The organism is Streptomyces sp. NPDC056987, from assembly GCF_042673865.1.
In the GTDB taxonomy this organism is placed as follows: domain Bacteria; phylum Actinomycetota; class Actinomycetes; order Streptomycetales; family Streptomycetaceae; genus Streptomyces.
Genome location: NZ_JBHURV010000049.1, coordinates 21,147 through 37,400, shown reverse-complemented (window position 1 = coordinate 37,400; position 16,254 = coordinate 21,147). Strand labels below are relative to the sequence as shown.

Genomic DNA, 16,254 nt, shown 5'->3' with positions numbered 1-16,254 from the left:
ATTCGGGTTACCAGCAGACGTAAGGATTCTCGCATGACCTCCCTGCCGTCCCCCACGAAGGAAGGCGGAATGCCCAGCGAGCCTGGGAATCCGAACTCCTCCGACGGCCTGCACGCCGGTCTCAAGAACCGGCACCTGTCCATGATCGCGATCGGCGGTGTGATCGGCGCCGGCCTGTTCGTCGGTTCCGCCTCCGGCATCGCGGCCGCCGGACCGGCCATTCTGCTCTCGTACGCCCTGGTCGGCGCGATGGTCGTGCTCGTCATGCGCATGCTGGGCGAGATGGCCGCCGCGCGGCCCAGTTCGGGCTCCTTCTCCGCCTACGCGGACCAGGCGCTGGGCCGCTGGGCGGGCTTCTCGATCGGCTGGCTGTACTGGTTCTTCTGGGTGGTGGTGCTGGCGGTCGAGGCGACGGCGGGCGCGCAGATCCTGGAGGGCTGGATTCCGGCCGTTCCGCAGTGGGCGTGGGCGCTGATCGTGATGCTCGTGCTGACCGGGACCAACCTGGCGTCGGTGTCGTCGTTCGGCGAATTCGAATTCTGGTTCGCCGGGATCAAGGTCGTGGCGATCACCGGATTCGTCGTCGTCGGGCTGCTGGCCGTCTTCGGGCTGCTGCCGGGCTCGGACAACCCGGGTGCCGGATTCGGGCATCTCACGGACGCGGGCGGGTTCTTCCCCCAGGGGCCCGGTGCGATCCTGACCGGGGTGCTGATGGTCGTGTTCTCCTTCATGGGCAGCGAGATCGTCACGCTGGCCGCCGGTGAGTCCGCGAACCCGCAGCGCGCCGTCGCCAGGGCGACCAACAGCGTGATCTGGCGGATCGCCGTCTTCTACCTGGGCTCGATCTTCGTCGTGCTGACGCTGCTGCCCTGGAACGACAAGTCGATCACCAAGGACGGCTCGTACGTCGCGGCCCTGAACTCGATCGGGATCCCGCACGCGGGGCAGGTCATGAACGTCATCGTGCTCACGGCGGTGCTGTCCTGTCTCAACTCCGGCCTGTACACGGCGTCCCGGATGGCGTTCTCGCTCGGCCGGCGCGGGGACGCGCCCGCGTCGTTCGCGCGGACGACCGGGCGGGGAGTTCCGCAGACGGCGATCCTGTCGTCGGTGGCCTTCGGCTTCGTCGCGGTCTTCTTCAACTACCAGTGGCCCGACACGGTCTTCGCGTTCCTGCTGAACTCGTCGGGCGCGGTGGCCCTCTTCGTCTGGCTGGTGATCTGTTTCACGCAGCTGCGGATGCGCGCGATCATCCTGCGGGAGTCGCCGGAGAAGCTGGTCGTACGGATGTGGCTCTTCCCGTATCTGACCTGGGCGACGATCGCGATGATCTCGTTCGTGCTGGTCTACATGCTCACCGACGAGGCGGCGCGGGAACAGGTACTGCTGTCGCTGCTGGTGGCGGCCCTCGTGGTGGCGGTCGCGCTGGTGCGCGAGGCGCGGCAGCGGCGGTCGGACAGGGAGGCCACCGTGGCGGCCGGTGAATAGCTGACGGTTTCTGTCAGGTATGGCGTCGAGGCTCTCCGCATCGCATCTGTCGCACCCGAGCGAAGCGGAGAGCCTCACCCATGTCCGACACCCCTCGTATGTCCGACACCCCTCGTGCCGCCGTTGTCCTGCGTCCCGGCGACCCCGGTCACGACACCGAACTCGCCGGTTTCCAGACCGGTTTCCCGGTCCGTCCCGAGCTGGTGGTCGGCGCCGCCGACGCCGGGGAGGTGGCGGCCGCGGTGGCCCATGCCGCCGCCCGGGGGCTGCCCGTCGCCGTCCAGGCCACCGGGCACGGGCTGGGGGGCGCGATCGAGGGCGGTGTGCTCATCACCACCCGGCGGATGGACGGCGTACGGATCGACCCGGTGGCGCGCACGGCGCGGATCGGGGCGGGGGTGAGCTGGGCGCGGGTCGTCGCGGCGGCGGCGCCGTACGGGCTGGCCCCGCTGAACGGCTCCGCCCCGGGGGTCGGCGCCGTCTCGTATCTGCTGGGCGGCGGTCTCGGGCTGCTGGCGCGGGAGTACGGGTACGCCGCCGACCACGTACGCGCCTTCGGGCTCGTCACCGCGGACGGCCGGCCGCGCCGGGTGACCGCGGCGGACGAGCCCGAGCTGTTCTGGGCGCTGCGCGGGGGCGGGCCGGGGCTCGGGGTGGTGACGGAGGTGGAGACCGGCCTGGTGCCGGTCGCGCGGCTGTACGGCGGCTCGCTGCTCTTCGACTGCTCGGGGAGCGGCGCCGGCGCGCGGGCCGACGAGGTCGTGGCGGCGTACCTGGAGTGGACCCGGGGCCTGCCCGACACCCTGACGTCGGGGGTGAGCGTGATGGTCTTCCCGGATCTGCCGATGGTGCCGGAGTTCCTGCGCGGCCGGTACACCGTGTCCGTGCGGGTCGCGTACACCGGTACGGCGGCGGAGGGCGAGAGGCTGGTGGCGCCGCTGCGCGCCCTCGGGCCGGTCCTGGCGGACAGCCTGCGGGAGATGCCGTACACCGACTCGGCGTCCGTCCACAGCGACCCGGAGCAGCCGCACGCGTACTACGGGGACAGCGCGATGATCCGCACCCCGGACGCCGGGACGGTGCGGGAGCTGCTGGCCGCGACGGGGCCCGCGGCGCCGGTGATGTGCGTCGTCCTGCTCAACCACCTCGGCGGCGCGCTGGCGAAGGAGCCCGACGTGCCGGGCGCCGTACCGCACCGCGAGGCAGAGTTCCTGGTGCGGCTGCTCTCCCCGCTGGCGGGCACGGACCGGGCGGCGCTGCGGACGCTGTACGGTCCGGTCCTCGGGGCGCTCGCCCCGCTGACGGTGGGGCGCTCACGCAACTTCTCGTTCGGCGACGGGGCCCGCGCGGAGGGACTGCACGGGGCGGGAACGGCGGAGAGGCTCGCCGGGCTGCGGTCGGTGTACGACCCGGCGAACCTGTTCGGGCGGGGGCTGGGGGTGTAGCGGGCCCCGGCCTCCCGCGTCGGGGGTCAGCCCTTGTTGCCGAGGAGCTTCCAGGCGGCGGGCAGCGCGCCCATGGCCAGCGCCGCCTTGAGCGCGTCGCCGAGCAGGAAGGGCACCAGGCCCGCGGAGAGCGCGGCGGCCGGTGACATCCCGGTGGAGAGCGCGAGGTAGGGGACGCCGACCGCGTAGATCACGGCGGAGCCCAGCACCATCGTCCCGGCGGTGCGGAGTACGGAGCGGTCGCCGCCGCGGCGGGCCAGGGCGCCCACCACCGTGGCGGCGAGCAGCATGCCGAGGACATAGCCGAAGGAGGCGCCGCCGGGGCCCGAGGAGCCCGCCGAGAACCAGGGCACCCCGGCCATGCCGACCAGGGTGTAGACGGCGAGGGAGAGGAAACCGCGACGGGCGCCGAGCGCGGTCCCGACGAGCAGCGCGGCGAAGGTCTGGCCGGTCACCGGGACCGGGGAGCCCGGGACGGGCACGGCTATCTGGGCCGCGAGGCCGGTCAGGGCGGCGCCGCCGAGGACCAGGGCGATGTCCCGGGTGCGGCTGGCGGGGAGGAGGTCGGCGAGAACCACTCCGGTACGGGGGGCGGCGGCAGCAGTGCTCATGGGGACTCCGCGGTTCGGGCGTGGGCGTGGCGGGGCGCCGTGGTGGGCGCCGGGGACAGCCCGACCGTAACCCACGCGCGCCCGGCGTATCACCGTCAACCGTCCACAAAGCGGAGGTCAGCGCGTTGTCGGAGGTGTCACACCCGCGCACCCGGGGCGCCGGGGGTGTGCCGCGCGCCGCCGGCGATGTCGCGCGCCCCCTTCGGGCACTCTTGCTGATAGCGTGCAGTTGCATAAGATGTGCAATAAGAGAGCCGGAGGGGCCCGCCATGGCCGTGTACACACTTCCCGAGCTGCCGTACGACTACGCGGCGCTCGAACCGGTCATCGATCCGCAGATCGTCGAGCTGCACCACGACAAGCACCACGCGGCCTATGTCAAAGGCGCCAACGACACCCTCGAACAGCTGGCGGAGGCGCGCGACAAGGAGTCGTGGGGAGCGATCAACGGGCTGGAGAAGAACCTCGCGTTCCATCTCTCCGGCCACATCCTCCACTCCATCTACTGGCACAACATGACGGGCGACGGCGGCGGTGAACCGCTCGCCGCGGACGGCGTCGGCGAGCTGGCGGACGCCCTCACCGCGTCCTTCGGCTCCTTCGCGGGCTTCAAGGCGCAGCTCACCAAGGCCGCCGCCACCACCCAGGGCTCGGGCTGGGGCGTGCTGGCGTACGAGCCGGTCGGCGCGCGGCTGATCGTGGAGCAGGTCTACGACCACCAGGGCAACGTCGGCCAGGGCTCCGTGCCGATCCTGGTCTTCGACGCCTGGGAGCACGCCTTCTACCTCCAGTACAAGAACCAGAAGGTGGACTTCATCGAGGCCATGTGGAACGTCGTGAACTGGCAGGACGTGGCGAAGCGTTACGCGTCCGCCAAGGAGCGCGCCCACAGCCTCCTGCTCGCGCCGTGACCGCCGTGGAGTTGTAGCCACCTACAGACGTCCTGCTCGTGATCGTCTTCTCACCCTTCACGCGCGGACGGAAGGACGAAGGGCCCCCGCGAGGACATGACTCGCGGGGGCCCTTCGGTGATCGCGGACCGTGATCGCGGACGGACGGTGAACGCGAACGGTGTACGCGGCTACTCGAAGCTGGGGGCCGCCGTGCGGGTGCGCTTGATCTCGTAGAAGCCCGGGATCGACGCGACCATCAGCGTGCCGTCCCAGAGCTTCGCGGCCTCCTCGCCCTTGGGCGCCGGCGTGACCACCGGGCCGAAGAAGGCGATCTGCTCGCCGTCCGCGCCGGGGACCGCGATGACCGGGGTGCCGACCTCCTGGCCGACCTTGTCGATGCCCTCCTTGTGGGAGGCGCGCAGCTCGGTGTCGTACGTGTCGGACTCGGCGTAGTCGATGAGGTCGGCGGGCAGCCCCACGTCCGCCAGGGCCCCGGCGATGGACTCGCGGTTCGTCCCCTCGCCCCGGTTGTGGATGCGGGTGCCGAGCGCGGTGTACAGCTTCCCGACGACCTCGTCGCCGTGGAGCTGCTGCGCCGCGATGACCACGCGCACCGGCCACCAGGACTTGCCGCCGGGGAGCATGTTCGCCCGGTACTCCTCGGGGAGCTGGTCGAGCTTGTCCTCGTTGAGCACCCCCAGGCTCATCACGTGCCAGCGGACCTCGATGTCACGGACCTTCTCCACTTCGAGGACCCAGCGGGAGGTCATCCACGCCCAGGGGCACAGGGGGTCGAACCAGAAGTCGACAGGAGTCTTCGCGGACATTTCTCTCCTCATATGGCGGATGGACGCACCTCGACCTCGTCAACGCGTCGCCCGGCCGAGGTCATTCCCCGCTCCCCGCGCCGCCGCGTTGTCGGCGGCGCGTGCGAGGATCGTTGCTGTTTCGGAGAGCGAGACCCGCGACGAAGCACGCAACGGAGGAGAGACCGTGCCCGGTGAGAACCTGTCCCGCGACGAGGCCCGCGAGCGGGCCGACCTGCTGTCCGTAGACGGGTACGAGGTGGCCCTCGACCTGCGTTCGGCGGTCGGCGAGACGGACGGGGACGGACCACGGACCTTCCGCTCCGTGACCACGATCCGCTTCCGCTGCGCCGAGCCGGGCGCGGCGACCTTCGCCGACCTGATCGCGCCGAGCGTGACGGCGGTGACGCTCAACGGCCTCGACCTGGATCCGGCGGCCGTCTTCGACGGTTCGCGGATCGCGCTGGAGGACCTGCTCGCGGAGAACGAGCTGACGGTGGACGCGCGGTGCGCGTACAGCCGTACGGGCGAGGGCATGCACCGCTTCGTCGACCCGGAGGACGGCGAGGTCTACCTGTACACGCAGTACGAGCCCGCCGACGCCCGTCGAGTTTTCGCCAACTTCGAGCAGCCGGACCTGAAGGCGCCGTACCGCTTCGAGGTGACCGCGCCCGAGGGGTGGACGGTACGGAGCAACGGGGAGGGGACGCTCACCGACGGTACGTGGCGGTTCGCGGAGACGAAGCCGATCTCGACGTACATCACGGCCGTCCTGGCGGGTCCGTACCACGAGGTGACCGACTCCTACCGGCGTACGTTCGCGGACGGCACGGTGCTGGAGATCCCGCTGGCCGCGCTCTGCCGCAAGGGGCTGGCCCGGTACTTCGACGCGGAGGACGTCTTCCTCGTCACCAAGCAGGGGCTGGACTTCTTCCACGACCACTTCGACTACCCGTACCCCTTCGGGAAGTACGACCAGGCGTTCGTGCCCGAGTACAACCTCGGCGCGATGGAGAACCCGGGGCTGGTGACCTTCCGCGAGGAGTACATCTTCCGCGGCCAGGTCACCTCCGCGTCGTACGAGCGCCGGGCCAACGTGATCCTGCACGAGATGGCGCACATGTGGTTCGGCGATCTCGTCACGATGACGTGGTGGGACGACCTGTGGCTGAAGGAGTCCTTCGCCGACTTCATGGGCTCCTTCTCGATGGTGGAGGCGACCCGCTTCACCGACGGCTGGATCACCTTCGCCAACAACCGCAAGTCCTGGGCGTACCGCGCCGACCAGCTGCCCTCCACGCACCCGGTCACGGCGGACATCCGCGACCTGGAGGACGCGAAGCTCAACTTCGACGGGATCACGTACGCCAAGGGCGCGTCCGTGCTGAAGCAGCTCGTCGCGTACGTCGGACGGGACGCGTTCCTGGAGGGCGCCCGGCGTTACTTCAAGCGGCACGCGTACGGCAACACCCGGCTGGGCGATCTGCTCGCCGTCCTGGAGGAGACGTCCGGGCGGGAGCTGGCGGGCTGGTCGCGGGCCTGGCTGGAGACGGCCGGGGTCAACTCGCTGACGCCGCAGCTCACCTGTGACGCCGAGGGCCGGATCACGGAACTGGCCGTCGTGCAGGACGCGACCCCCTCGCATCCGCAGCTCCGGCCGCACCGGGTGGCGGTCGGGCTGTACCGGCGGACGGCCGACGGCGACCTGGTGCGGTACGCGCGCGCCGAGGCCGATGTGGACGGGGCGCGTACGGTCGTCAAGGAGCTGGCGGGGGCCGAGCGGCCCGAGCTGGTCCTCGTCAACGACGACGACCTGACGTACTGCAAGATCCGCTTCGACGCCGGGTCGCTGGACACCCTCCGCGACCACCTCGGCGATCTCACGGACCCGCTGGCGCGCGCCCTGTGCTGGTCGGCGCTGTGGAACCTCACGCGGGACGCGCTCATGCCGGCCCGGGACTTCATCGGGCTGGTGTTCCGGCACGCGGGCCGCGAGTCGGACATCGGCGTGCTCCAGATGCTGCACGCGTGGGCCCGGTCGGCGCTCACCCACTACGCGGCACCCGCCTGGCGCGAGGAGGGCGCGCTGCTGCTGGCGCAGGGCGCGCTGAGCGAGCTGCGGACGGCGGAGCCGGGCAGCCAGCACCAGCTCACCTGGGCGCGCTTCTTCGCGGCGGTCGCCGAGTCGGCGTCGGACCTCCAGCTCCTGCGGGGCCTGCTGGCGGGCACGGCGAAGATCGACGGGCTCAGTGTCGACCAGGAGCTGCGCTGGGCCTTCCTGGAGCCGCTGGCGGCGCACGGGCAGGCCGACGAGTCGGTCATCGACGCCGAACTGGCGCGGGACGACACGGCGTCGGGCAAGCGCCACCAGGTGCGCTGTCTGGCGGCGCGCCCGTCCGCGGCGGTCAAGGCGCAGGCGTGGGCGCAGGTCGTCGAGTCGGACTCGCTGTCGAACGCGCTGGTGGAGGCGACGATCGCGGGCTTCGCCCGGCCCGGTCAGCGCGAGCTGCTGGCGCCGTACGCGGCGAAGTACTTCGCCGCGATCGAGCGGGTGTGGACGGAGCGTTCGATCCAGATCGGCATGTACGTGGTGCGGGGGCTGTTCCCGGCGCTCCAGGACGACCGTACGACGCTGGAGGCGACGGAGTCCTGGCTCGCGGCGCACCGGAACGCGGCCCCGGCGCTGCGCCGGCTGGTCCTGGAGGCGGCGGACGACATGGCGCGGTCCCTGCGCGGTCAGGAGTGCGACGCGGCGGCCGCGGGCTGAGGGACGGGCCTGCCCGGGGCCGGGGAACGGGTGGAAAGGCGGTCTGTCTGATCGGCAGTCGAACACCCTTACTTTAGTACGAGGTTGTCCGGATTTGCCGACAGATTCGTCACGGCGGTTAGTCCCCCCGCCTCGCGGGGGGAGACACCCGGACATGAACAACAACACCCCGGTCTCCCCCCGCCCCTTCCCCCCCAGCCCGCTCCCCCTGCTCTCCGCCGATGTGCGCTCCCGCGTGCTCTCGTCGGCGCAGCTCAGGGAGTACGGCGTACCGGCCGGGCGGGCGGCCGCGCGGTGCCGGGCCGGTGGCCCCTGGCAGCAACTGCTGCCGGGGGTCTTCCTGTTGCACGCGGGGCCGCCGACCGCGGAGGAGCGGCTGCACGCGGTGCTGCTGTACGCGGGCCGGCCGACCGCGGCCGCCGCCGGGGAGGTGCCCGTACAGCCGGGGCCTTCCGCCACGCAGGCCACGGCTCCGGCCACGGGTCCCGCCCCGGCCCCGTACAGCACGGTGATGGTCACGGGGCTCGCGGCGCTGGCACTCTACGGGTTCGCGTCCGCTCCGCCGCTGCTCGCGCTGGAGCGGATCGACGTGCTCGTGCCGCGCACCCGGCGGCTGCGCTCCACCGGGTACGCCCGGCTGATCCGCGCCCATGTGCTGCCGCTGCCCGAGCTGATCGACGGACGGCCGGTGGCTCCCGTGGCGCGCGCGGTGGCCGACGCGGTCGCGCATCTCTCGGACGCGCCCTCCGTGGTGGAGGTGCTCACGGAGGCGGTACGGAGCGGGCACTGCGACCCGGCGACGGTCGTACGGGAGCTGAGCCAGTCCGGGCTGCTCTCCCGGCAGCATGTGGTGGACGCCGTGGACACGCTCCTCACGGAGGGGCGGGCGCTGGCCGAGGGGCGGCTGTACGAGCTGGTGCGGTCGTACGGGCTGCCGGAGCCGGTGTGGAACGTCGATCTGCGGCTGCCCGGCGGCCCGCACCTCGGCGGGGTGGACGCCTACTGGCCGGAGCGGGCGGTGGCGATCGAGCTGGACACGCGGGCGCCGCGGCCGGGCGGCCGGGCGGCCGGACGTCCGGGCCCCGGGCGGGACTTCCCGGTGTCCGACCTCCCGGTGTCCGGTCCCGCGGTGTCCGGCCTCCCGGCGTCCGGCCTCGCGGGGCCTGACCTGCCCGGGTCCGATCTCCCGGGGCCCGATCGCCGGGGGCCCGCTCTCTCGGACGACGAGCAGTGGTCGGCGACGGTACGCAAACGCGAGCACCTGGAGCTGCTGGGCATCACCGTCGTCCATCTCACGCCCAAGAAGCTCCGTGAGTCGCTGGAGCAGCAGGCGACCGTGGTCCGTACGGCGCTGATGGCGGCGGACGACCGGGATCCGGCGGCGCGGGTGGTGGTCCTGCCGCGGTGAGCCCAGGGGCCGGGGAGGGCCTGCCCCCGGCGGGCCCTCAGCCGCAGAACTCGGCGTCGTTGACCTTCTGGATGTCCCCCGCCCAGTCTCCGTTGAAGTTGAGGGCGAGCGCGTGCCGGCCGTCCTCGGTCGTGACCGCGCTGGACTGCGAGCCGTGGATCTCCCCGTCGTGGCCCCAGACCTCCTTGCCGCAGGAGAGCTCCAGCCGCATCAGGCCGAGCCCGTAGCCCGTTCCCGAGGTGTTCGGCTTCCCGTCGGTCACCGACACGGTCTCCCGCATCTCGGCGAGCTGGCGCGGGGGCAGCAGTTCGCCTCTGAGCAGTGCGGTGACGAAGGTGTTCAGATCGGCCGTGTTCGAGATCATCTCGCCGGCCGCGCCCGCGACCGAGGGGTTGAGCTCGGTGACGTCCTCGACCTTCGGCACCGGGTCGGCGGCGAGGACGGCGTAAGCGCGGCCCGAGGGCATGGGCAGCCGGACGGCGGTGCCCGGCAGGCTGGTTGCGCGCAGCCCGAGCGGGCGCAGGACACGCCGCTCGACCTCGTCGGCGTACGGGCGTCCCGTCACCTTCTCCACGATCATCCCGGCGAGGACGTAGTTGGTGTTGGAGTACTTCCAGCCGGTGCCGGGGGCGAAGTCCGGCCGGTGGGTCAGGGCGAGGTCGGCCAACTGGCGTGGTGTCCAGGTCTCGTAACGGTGCACCAGGAATTTCTCGGTGAAGATCCTGTCGCGGAACTCCGGGTCGGCGGTGTAGTTGAACAGCCCGCTGGTGTGGTTGAGGAGCTGGCGGACGGTGACGGCGCGTCCGTCGTTGCCGTTGCCGCGCACCACGCCGGGGAGCAGCGATTCCACGGTGTCGTCGAGACCGATCCGGCCCTCCGCCTCCAGTTGGAGGACGACGGTGGCGACGAACGTCTTGGTGAGGGAGCCGACGCGGAAGCGGTCCGGCGCTTGGCGTTCGCGGCCGGTGGTCAGATCGGCGGTGCCCGCGACGCCGTACCAGGCGCCGCGCCGGTCCCTGACCTGCGCCAGTACCCCGGGGACGCCCTCCTCCACGAGGTCGTCGAGGGCGCGCTGGGTGGCGCGGTGCCCGGGGCCGCCGGGGCCCGTTCCTCCGCTCCCGGGGGCCGACGCGGCCACGGCGGTCCCCGCCTGCGCGGTGCCCGCGAGGACCGCGGCCACCAGGGTCACGGCGGAGGCGATACGGACCGTACGTAATCTCATGCGAACTCCTCGTGTCTGCGGGCGCGGTCGGCGATCAGGACCCGGTCGGCGTCCGACCGGTTGCCCGCCCACCCGAGGTTGACCCGGTTTCAGCCGTTTTCCGCCGGGCCCGGTTCGGCGGGGGTGTGCTCCGAACCGGTGACCCGGCCGAGGGCCGGCCGTTCGCGCCACAGGTGTACGCCGACGTCGACGAGTTCGACCCGGTCGAGGGCGTCGAGCGCGTCCAGCGCGTGCCAGGCGGCCAGATCGGTGGATCCCCTTGCCTCGGGGCGGAGTTCACCGCCGGTGATCCGGCCCTCGTAGATGATGCGCAGCCCCTGGAAGTCGGCGAAGGCGCCCAGTTTGCGCGGGTAGCGGCGGCGGATCGAGTCCACTCCCAGGAGCGCCGTCATCTCGCTGAGGTGACCGGTCTCCTCCTCGACCTCGCGGACGGCCGTGTCGACGGGGTCCTCGCCGTGGTCCATGCCACCGCCCGGGAGGGTCCAGCGTTTGACGCCGTCCTTCGCCACCCAGCGCGCGAGGAGGATCTGTCCGTCGTGGACGCACACGGCGTACGCGGCCACTCGTAGCTCCTGGTTCATTCCGTGAGCCTAGTGCCCCTCCGAGCAGGCCTGGCCGGTCGCGGTGCCGCGTGCGCGACCGGCCGCGCACGCGGCACCGGTCGACCTGGTACCGATCGCCCGTTTGTTCCACCCTTTGGCGCAAGTGACGCGGTGGCGGATCTCCGCCATGACTCAAACGCGCCCCTGGCAGCTCTCCACAAAACCCCGACTTGTACGAAAAGCTGATCGGTCATCCGGTACCGAAACCCGGACTGCCTCTTTCACCGAACAAGGATGCTGATGACCATCGAATCCAACAGCTCCATATCCGGGCCGAGACGCGTGGCCCGGGTCGCGGCGGCAGCCGGCCTGGTGGCCGCGCTGATGGCCGCCGGCACGGTGCCCGCGTTCTCCGCGACGGGCGCCGACGACCCGGCGGCCCCCGCGCCCGTGAAGTCGTCCGCCGGCTCCGACAAGCTGGGCGCGGCCGACGCCGATCTGCTCGCCAAGGCGAAGGCCGAGGGCGAGAAGAACGTCACCGTGATGATCGCCACGGCCCCCGGCGCCACCGAGCAGGTCGTCGGCCAACTGGGCGCCGTCGACGGCGCCCTGGTCGGCAAGACGTACGACAAGCTCGGCTACGTCCGCGCGACGCTGCCCACCGGCAAGGCCGACGCGGCGATCAAGGCGGCACAGAAGCTCTCGTCGGTCCACGGCATCGATCTCCAGCAGGAGATCGAGCTGGACGACCCGCGGCCCGCGGCCGACACCGCGCCGGGCTCCGCGTCCAAGAACTCCGCGGCCAAGAGTTCCGCGAAGAGCCCGGCCGTGCAGAAGTACCCGGCGCCGGACCGGAGGACGCCCGCGAAGAACCCGTACAACCCGTCCTTCGAGACCGGCGCGGTCGACTTCGTCAAGAAGCACCCCAAGGCCGACGGCCGCGGCGTCACGATCGGCATCCTGGACACCGGCATCGACCTGGGCCACCCGGCGCTCCAGAAGACCACCACCGGTGAGCGCAAGGTCGTCGACTGGGTGACCGCCACCGACCCGGTCTCCGACGGCGACGGCACCTGGCTGCGGATGAACGGCGCGGTCAGCGGCCCGTCGTTCACGGCGGCCGGCCGTACGTGGAAGGCCCCCGCGGGCTCGTACAAGTTCACCACCTTCGCCGAACGGGCCACCCTCGGCGGCGACATGGCCGGTGACCTCAACCGCGACGGCGACACCACCGACGTGTGGGGCGTGCTGTACGACCCGGCGACCGGCACCGTACGCGTCGACCTGGACAACGACGGCGACTTCACGAACAACGCCGCGATGAAGCCGTACAAGGACGGTTTCCAGATCGGCTACTTCGGCACGGACAACCCGGCCACCCCGGTGGTCGAGCGCATCCCGTTCACCGTCGAGATCCGCAAGGACGTCGTCTACAACGCGGCGGGCGCAACGTCCGACTACGTCAGCATCGGTGTCATCGAGGGCTCGCACGGCAGCCATGTCGCGGGCATCACCGCGGCCAACGGGCTCTTCGGCGGCGCGATGAACGGCGCGGCGCCCGGCGCCAAGCTGGTCTCCTCGCGCGCCTGCACCTGGAGCGGCGGCTGCACCAGCGTCGCCCTCACCGAGGGCATGATCGACCTCGTCGTCAACCGCGGCGTCGACATCGTCAACATGTCGATCGGCGGTCTGCCGCCGCTCAACGACGGCAACAACGCCCGTGCCGAGCTGTACAACCGGCTCATCGACACCTACGGCGTCCAGCTCGTCATCTCGGCGGGCAACGACGGCCCCGGCACCAACACCATCAGCGACCCGGCCCTGGCCGACAAGGTCGTCTCCGTCGCCGCGTCGATCTCCAAGGAGACCTGGGCCGCCAACTACGGCTCCGGCGTGTCGAAGAAGTACGCGCTGCTCCCCTTCTCCTCCCGGGGCCCGCGCGAGGACGGCGGCTTCACGCCGACCCTCACCGCGCCCGGCGCGGCCATCAACTCCACCCAGACCTGGGCGCCCGGCGGCCCGGTCGCGGAGGCGGGGTACGCGCTGCCGCCCGGCTACTCGATGCTCCAGGGCACCTCGATGGCCTCCCCGCAGGCCGCGGGCGCGAGCGCGCTGCTGATCTCCGCCGCGAAGCAGAAGAAGATCGGGCTCTCCCCGGCGAAGCTGCGCACGGCGCTCACCAGCACCGCGTCGAAGATCTCCGGTCTCCAGGCGCACGAGCAGGGCGCCGGTCTGATCGATGTCGTGGACGCGTGGAAGTCGATCGAGCGCGCCTCCGGCAAGCACGCGGTCGCCGCCCACGAGTACGGCGTGAAGGCACCGGTCGACACCGCGCTCGACCAGTTCCTGAAGACCCCGGGCTTCGGCACCGGTGTGTACGACCGCGAGGGCGGGCTGAAGGCCGGCCAGAGCCGTACGTACGACGTCGTCATCACCCGGACCACGGGCGGGCAGGGCGCGCTGGAGCACCGGCTGAAGTGGAAGTACGACGACGGTACGTTCCGGCTGCTCGGCGGTGACCGGGTCAAGCTGCCGCTGAACCAGCCGGTGACCGTCAAGGTCCAGGCCAGGCCCGGTTCCGCCGGGGTGCACAGCGCGATCCTGGAGGTCGACGACCGGCGCACGGAGGGCGTGGACAAGCAGATCCTCGCCACCGTGGTCGTCGCGAAGGAGCTGACGGGCGCGTCGAAGCCCGCGTACAACGTCACGGCGAAGGGCTCGGTGCAGCGCAACAGCTCGACGTCGTACTTCGTCACCGTGCCGGAGGGCGCCAAGACGCTGGAGGTGGCGCTCGGCGGGCTCGCCAAGGACAGCCAGACCCGCTTCATCTCGCTGCACCCGTACGGCGTGGCGATGGAGAACAGCTCGACGGTCAACTGCTACCCGAACTACCCGAACCCCAACAACACCTGCCGCCCCGACGTGCGCTCGTACGCGGACCCGGCGCCCGGTGTCTGGGAGATCGAGGTGGAGTCGCGCCGTACGTCGCCGCTGCTGGACAACCCGTACACCCTGGACGTGACGCTGATGGGCGCCTCCTTCGACCCGGCGGTCACCTCGATCCCCGAGGCGAAGATCGGCACCGCGACGCCGGTCACCTGGAAGGTCACCAACGGCTTCGCGGCGATCGACGGCACGCTCGGCGGCGGCTCGCTGGGCTCGGCGAAGGTCACCCGCCCGACGATCTCGGACGGTGACCAGCAGACGACGACCGTCACCCTCGGCGCGGGCGTCGAGCGGCTCGACGTGGCCATCGGCGGCACCTCGGACAACGGCGCCGACCTGGACCTCCTGGTCTACCGGGACGGTGTGCAGCTCGGCGCGTCGACCTCGGCGGGCTCGGAGGAGGCCGTCAGCCTGGCGAACCCGGCCGCCGGAACTTACACGATCGTGGTGGACGCCTACTCGGTCCCGGCCGGGACCACGGCGTACGACTACCGCGACGTGTACTACTCGGCGTCCCTGGGCTCGGTCACGGCCGACGCCTCCAAGCCCGTGAAGCTCCCGACCGGCGCGTCGGCGGAGGTCTCGGCGAACGTCCTGGTGAGCAGCGCGGCCCCGGCGGGCCGGCAGTTCTTCGGCGAGGTCAAGCTGCTGAACGCGCGCGGTACGGCCGCGGGCACCGGCAGCGTGATCATCGAGAGCGTCACACCGTAACCACGTGTGACAGCCGGTGAGGGGCGGGCGTCCGAACGGGCGCCCGCCCTTCGCGTTGCCGGCGCCCGCCCTTCGCGTGGTCTCCGGTCCCCCCCTTCGCGTGGTCCCCGGTCCGCTTGTCCCGCTCCTCGGACAATGGATTGGACAAACCGACCGGGGACATACGCATCATGAGAGAACGCGTTCCCGGGACAGTCGCGAGTGAAGGAGCCCCAGTGAAGGTCGGAATCGTCGGAGCCACCGGTCAGGTCGGCACGGTCATGCGCAGCATCCTGGCCGAACGGAACTTCCCGGTCACCGAGCTGCGGCTGTTCGCTTCCGCCCGCTCCGCGGGCTCCACCATCGAGTGGGGTGGCACCCCGATCACCGTCGAGGACGCGGCCACGGCCGACTACGCGGGGCTCGACATCGTGCTCTTCTCGGCCGGCGGCGCCACCTCGAAGGCGCTCGCCGAGAAGGTCGCCGGTCAGGGCGGAGTCGTGATCGACAACTCCTCCGCCTGGCGCCGTGACCCCGAGGTCCCGCTCGTCGTCTCCGAGGTCAACCCGCACGCGATCGCGGACCGCCCCAAGGGCATCATCGCCAACCCGAACTGCACCACGATGGCCGCCATGCCCGTGCTGCGCCCGCTGCACGCCGAGGCCGGGCTGACCGCGCTGGTCGCCACGACGTACCAGGCCGTGTCCGGCTCGGGGCTGGCCGGCGTCGCCGAGCTGCACGGGCAGGCGCAGAAGGTCGTCGCCGAGGCGGACAAGCTGACGCACGACGGCGGGGCCGTGGACTTCCCCGAGCCCGCCGTCTACCAGCGCCCCATCGCCTTCAACGTGGTGCCGCTCGCCGGCGGCATCGTGGACGACGGCTCCTTCGAGACCGACGAGGAGCAGAAGCTCCGCAACGAGTCCCGCAAGATCCTGGAGATCCCCGAGCTGAAGGTCTCCGGCACCTGTGTGCGCGTGCCGGTCTTCTCCGGCCACTCCCTCCAGGTCAACGCCCGCTTCGCGCGTCCGCTGAGCGTGGCGCGCGCGTACGAGCTGCTGAAGGACGCGCCCGGCGTGGAGCTGTCCGAGATCCCGACGCCGCTCCAGGCCGCGGGCAAGGACGTGTCGTACGTCGGCCGCATCCGTACCGACGAGACGGCGGAGAACGGGCTGGCTCTCTTCCTCTCCGGCGACAACCTGCGCAAGGGCGCGGCGCTGAACGCGGTGCAGATCGCGGAGCTGGTGGCGGCCGAGCTGTCGGCGTGACGGCGTAGCACGCGCAGCACGGCTTACGGCGGCGGGGCGGCCCGCGCAGCACGGCTTACGGCGGCGGGGCGGCCCGCGCAGCACGGCTTACGGCGGCGGGGCGGGTGCCTCTGTGCCTCCCGGTCTCAGTGACCGCGGGCTGCGGGCCCCCCCCCCCCCCGCGAAACCGCC

At 71.7% G+C, this 16,254-nt stretch carries 11 protein-coding genes; 7 read left to right on the top strand and 4 right to left on the bottom strand.

What is annotated here, in order from left to right; translation table 11 throughout:
* Positions 1-69: 69 nt before the first annotated feature.
* Entirely contained in the window at positions 70-1,488 is a 1,419-nt protein-coding gene (locus ACFTZC_RS36750; RefSeq protein ID WP_382897653.1) for an amino acid permease, read from the top strand.
* A gap of 98 nt (positions 1,489-1,586) precedes the next feature.
* Positions 1,587-2,933, top strand: a complete 1,347-nt coding sequence (locus ACFTZC_RS36745) for an FAD-binding oxidoreductase (RefSeq protein ID WP_382897650.1) — start codon at positions 1,587-1,589, stop codon at positions 2,931-2,933.
* 26 nt (positions 2,934-2,959) lie between these two features.
* Here ACFTZC_RS36745 and ACFTZC_RS36740 read toward each other — a convergent pair whose 3' ends face one another.
* Entirely contained in the window at positions 2,960-3,544 is a 585-nt protein-coding gene (locus ACFTZC_RS36740; RefSeq protein WP_382897647.1) for a biotin transporter BioY, read from the bottom strand.
* Between the two features lie 269 nt (positions 3,545-3,813).
* Between ACFTZC_RS36740 and ACFTZC_RS36735 the strand changes: the two genes are divergently transcribed.
* Positions 3,814-4,455, top strand: a complete 642-nt coding sequence (locus ACFTZC_RS36735) for a superoxide dismutase (RefSeq protein WP_382897644.1) — start codon at positions 3,814-3,816, stop codon at positions 4,453-4,455.
* 170 nt (positions 4,456-4,625) lie between these two features.
* On the opposite strand, the gene ACFTZC_RS36730 is transcribed toward ACFTZC_RS36735, so the two are convergent.
* Positions 4,626-5,264 (bottom strand): DsbA family protein, encoded by a 639-nt coding sequence (locus tag ACFTZC_RS36730; protein ID WP_382897643.1) that lies wholly within the window; start codon positions 5,262-5,264, stop codon positions 4,626-4,628.
* Positions 5,265-5,430: 166 nt separating this feature from the next.
* On the opposite strand from ACFTZC_RS36730, the gene pepN reads away from it, so the two are divergent.
* Together pepN and ACFTZC_RS36720 are read left to right on the top strand one after the other, a co-directional pair.
* Positions 5,431-8,010: an aminopeptidase N gene (pepN, locus tag ACFTZC_RS36725; RefSeq protein ID WP_382897640.1), complete on the top strand. Its 2,580-nt coding sequence runs from the start codon at positions 5,431-5,433 to the stop codon at positions 8,008-8,010.
* Between the two features lie 154 nt (positions 8,011-8,164).
* A complete protein-coding gene (locus tag ACFTZC_RS36720) occupies positions 8,165-9,418 on the top strand; it encodes a hypothetical protein (protein ID WP_382897637.1) in 1,254 nt (417 codons plus the stop codon).
* Positions 9,419-9,455: 37 nt separating this feature from the next.
* On the opposite strand, the gene ACFTZC_RS36715 is transcribed toward ACFTZC_RS36720, so the two are convergent.
* Positions 9,456-10,640: a serine hydrolase domain-containing protein gene (locus ACFTZC_RS36715; RefSeq protein ID WP_382897634.1), complete on the bottom strand. Its 1,185-nt coding sequence runs from the start codon at positions 10,638-10,640 to the stop codon at positions 9,456-9,458.
* Positions 10,641-10,729: 89 nt separating this feature from the next.
* Positions 10,730-11,221 (bottom strand): NUDIX hydrolase, encoded by a 492-nt coding sequence (locus ACFTZC_RS36710; protein ID WP_382897632.1) that lies wholly within the window; start codon positions 11,219-11,221, stop codon positions 10,730-10,732.
* A 255-nt stretch (positions 11,222-11,476) separates the two neighbouring features.
* On the opposite strand from ACFTZC_RS36710, the gene ACFTZC_RS36705 reads away from it, so the two are divergent.
* Both ACFTZC_RS36705 and ACFTZC_RS36700 read left to right on the top strand, forming a co-directional pair.
* Positions 11,477-14,839 carry a S8 family serine peptidase gene (locus ACFTZC_RS36705; RefSeq protein WP_382897629.1) on the top strand — a complete coding sequence of 1,121 codons (3,363 nt, stop codon included), beginning with the start codon at positions 11,477-11,479 and terminating at the stop codon, positions 14,837-14,839.
* A 215-nt stretch (positions 14,840-15,054) separates the two neighbouring features.
* Positions 15,055-16,083 (top strand): aspartate-semialdehyde dehydrogenase, encoded by a 1,029-nt coding sequence (locus tag ACFTZC_RS36700; protein ID WP_382897627.1) that lies wholly within the window; start codon positions 15,055-15,057, stop codon positions 16,081-16,083.
* The last annotated feature ends 171 nt before the right edge of the window (positions 16,084-16,254 follow it).

Coding starts and splice junctions, on each gene's coding strand:
- ACFTZC_RS36750 (WP_382897653.1), top strand. CDS start 70: ATGCCCAGCGAGCCTGGGAATCCGAACTCCTCCGACGGCCTGCACGCC.
- ACFTZC_RS36745 (WP_382897650.1), top strand. CDS start 1,587: ATGTCCGACACCCCTCGTGCCGCCGTTGTCCTGCGTCCCGGCGACCCC.
- ACFTZC_RS36740 (WP_382897647.1), bottom strand. CDS start 3,544: ATGAGCACTGCTGCCGCCGCCCCCCGTACCGGAGTGGTTCTCGCCGAC.
- ACFTZC_RS36735 (WP_382897644.1), top strand. CDS start 3,814: ATGGCCGTGTACACACTTCCCGAGCTGCCGTACGACTACGCGGCGCTC.
- ACFTZC_RS36730 (WP_382897643.1), bottom strand. CDS start 5,264: ATGTCCGCGAAGACTCCTGTCGACTTCTGGTTCGACCCCCTGTGCCCC.
- ACFTZC_RS36720 (WP_382897637.1), top strand. CDS start 8,165: ATGAACAACAACACCCCGGTCTCCCCCCGCCCCTTCCCCCCCAGCCCG.
- ACFTZC_RS36715 (WP_382897634.1), bottom strand. CDS start 10,640: ATGAGATTACGTACGGTCCGTATCGCCTCCGCCGTGACCCTGGTGGCC.
- ACFTZC_RS36710 (WP_382897632.1), bottom strand. CDS start 11,221: ATGAACCAGGAGCTACGAGTGGCCGCGTACGCCGTGTGCGTCCACGAC.
- ACFTZC_RS36705 (WP_382897629.1), top strand. CDS start 11,477: ATGCTGATGACCATCGAATCCAACAGCTCCATATCCGGGCCGAGACGC.